The organism is Micromonospora sp. NPDC057141 (assembly GCF_042670805.1).
Classification (GTDB): Bacteria; Actinomycetota; Actinomycetes; order Mycobacteriales; family Micromonosporaceae; genus Micromonospora.
The window spans coordinates 1-2,523 of the sequence record NZ_JBHUVA010000159.1 but is presented as its reverse complement, the minus strand read 5'-3'; the positions used below and the strand labels follow the sequence as shown (position 1 = coordinate 2,523).

Here is a 2,523-nt window from a genome sequence, read left to right as displayed (position 1 = left end):
GGTGTAGGTGTCGCCGTTACGCAGATGGGCGAGAGCGAGCAGCGCCTGCCGACCGGGTTCGAGGCCCCCGGGACAGGCCGCCGGCAGCCCGCAGTTCGCCGCGGACAAGGCCTACTCCTCCCGCGCCAACCGCGCCCACCTGCGCAGACGCGGTATTACTGAGGTTTTCGGGTTGACATCGGGTGGTGACAGTTCATGATCCCTGTGGTATGCCGGTGGGATGAGGTATCCGGAGGGTGGAGGCCTGACCGCTGAGCGTCGGGCGTTTCGTGAAGGGATCCGGTTACAGGCCGGGATGCGGTTCGCGGCGGGTGAGAAGACCGCGGTGATCGCGAAGGATCTGCGGGTGAGTGTGAGGTCGGTGGAACGCTGGCGTCGTGCCTGGCGCGAGGGCGGCATGGAGGCCTTGCGCTCGGCGGGTCCGGCGAACTCCCCGACCGTCACCGACGCCCAGTTCGCCGTCCTCGAGGAGGAACTCGGCAAGGGACCGGCCGCGCACGGCTTCGAAGACGAACGCTGGACCCTGGCCCGGGTCCAGACGCTGATCCGCCGACGTCTTCGGGTGAGTCTGTCGGTGGCGACGGTGTGGCGGCTGCTGAAACGGCACGACTGGTCCTGGCAGGCACCAGCCCGCAGAGCACTCGAACGCGACGAGCACGCGGTGGAGCTGTGGAAGAAGGAGGTCTGGCCCCGGGTAAAAGGCTCGCGGCGGCGTCCGGGGCCTGGATCGTCTTCGAGGACGAGGCCGGCTTCTCGATGACACCGCCCCGTGCCCGGACCTGGGGCCGACGCGGGCACACCCCCGTCATCCGCGTCCGCGGCCGCTCCCGCCGCCGGACCTCAATCGCCGCCCTGTGCTGCTACAAGCCCGGCGAGACGAGCCGCCTCATCCACCGGCCCCGCACCCATCTCCGCCTCAAAGGCGCACGCAAGAGCTTCTCCTGGCAGGACTACCGCGACCTGCTGGTCCGCGCGCACATCCAGCCCGACGGTCCGATCGTGGTGGTCTGGGACAACCTCAACACTCACCTGGCGGCCGGGCTGAAGCGGTACGAGGCCGAGCACGACTGGCTCACCACCGTCCGCCTCCCGCCCTACGCGCCCGACCTCAATCCCGTCGAGGCCGTCTGGTCACTCGTGCGCAGAGCGATGGCCAACACCGCCTTCGCCATCCCCGACGACCTCGAGCGCGTCCTTCGCCGCGAGTTACGCAGGATCCAGCTCCGGCCCCACCTGATCGACGGCTGCCTCACCGCCACCGCCCTGGCACTCACACCACCGACCCCACCCTAAAAACCTCAGTATCTCAGCTGGTCAGAGCAGCGGACTCATAATCCGCCGGCCGTGGGTTCAAGTCCCACCCACCCCACACCAACCACTACCCGCCCTCAGCGCTCGCCCGCGCCAAGCGACACCCCGTCGAGGACATACCAAAATCAGCCGAGCCATTGAGGTTTTCTCAACGAAATGATCTCGCTGTTGCTGGGGCATGAGGGTGGCTGTGGACAGGCGTGAAGCCCCTGGTAGGACAGGTCTTTCTCACAAGACCGCCTGTCACCGGGGGCTTCACGTTGGTCACCTATGCTGCCGTACTCGACGTTCCGCGTCATGTCGTTGAGTTTCTCGCCCGGCTGCTGGCCGGCCATCGTCGCCGGATCGGCACCCCGAAGGGCTCGCGGGCGCTGGGACCATTCCGGCAGGCCGTGCTGGTGCTGCGCTGGTTCCGGGAGCGGTCGTGCGTGCACTGCCTGGCGCGGGACGCGGGAATCTCTCAGGCCACCGGCTGCCGCTACCTGCACGAAGGCATAGACGTCCTGGCCGAGCAGGCCCCGGATCTGCACCGGGTCCTTGCAGAGTGCCGAAAGCGGGGCATGAACCACCTGGTCCTGGACGGCACGCTGATCGAGTCCGACCGCGTCGCCGGTACCCACATGAGCGCCGCGGGCAAGGAGGTGGACACCTGGTATTCGGCGAAACACAAGGCATTCGGGGCGAACGTGCAGTTCCTGTCCGCCCCGAACGGCACCCCGTTATGGGTGTCCGAAGCCGAGCCCGGCTCGGTGCCCGACATCACCGCCGCCCGAATGCACTGCCTGTCAGCCCTGTACAAGGCGGCCGCCGACGGCCTGCCCACCCTCGCCGACGCCGGCTATCAAGGCGCCGGGATCGGCATCCACCACCCGTTCAAGAAGCCCCCTGGCCGCTCCCACCTGCAACTTCACTCCGACACCCGCACCTACAACGCACTCCTGCGAGGAGTTCGGGCGCTGGGCGAACGAGCTGCGGCCGAGCTGAAGGAACGCTGGCGCACCCTGAAGCGCGTCACGCTCAGCCCCGGTCGGATCGGCGCCATCGTCAAAGCCGCCCTCGTCCTCAACAACGCCTGGTAATGACCTTCGTTGAGAAAACCTCAGTGTATAAGAGACAGCGCCTGGGACCCGGGCTACGGCGCGTCCTTCGAGGCGGTGCCGGGCGGGCCGGCCACCCCGAGCCGCCAGCAGGTCGACGCCGAGGTGGAGCTGC

The 2,523-nt window shown here is 68.1% G+C and carries 3 protein-coding genes and 1 tRNA gene; all 4 read left to right on the top strand.

The genetic code is table 11. The annotated features are described in order from the left end of the window. The first annotated feature begins 220 nt into the window (after positions 1–220). The 4 genes from ACFT41_RS32155 (at position 221) to ACFT41_RS32140 (ending at position 2,390) form a co-directional block, all read left to right on the top strand. Complete coding sequence (locus ACFT41_RS32155; protein ID WP_376381358.1) at positions 221–760, top strand: winged helix-turn-helix domain-containing protein; 540 nt, start codon at positions 221–223, stop codon at positions 758–760. After that, complete coding sequence (locus ACFT41_RS32150; protein WP_376381361.1) at positions 757–1,293, top strand: transposase; 537 nt, start codon at positions 757–759, stop codon at positions 1,291–1,293. Before ACFT41_RS32155 ends, ACFT41_RS32150 begins: the two co-directional genes overlap by 4 nt. A 7-nt stretch (positions 1,294–1,300) precedes the next feature. Then, a tRNA-Met gene (locus ACFT41_RS32145) sits at positions 1,301–1,369 on the top strand. Positions 1,370–1,571: 202 nt separating this feature from the next. Continuing rightward, positions 1,572–2,390, top strand: coding sequence for a transposase family protein (locus ACFT41_RS32140; protein WP_377614109.1), 819 nt, complete (start codon positions 1,572–1,574; stop codon positions 2,388–2,390). Positions 2,391–2,523 lie beyond the last annotated feature (133 nt).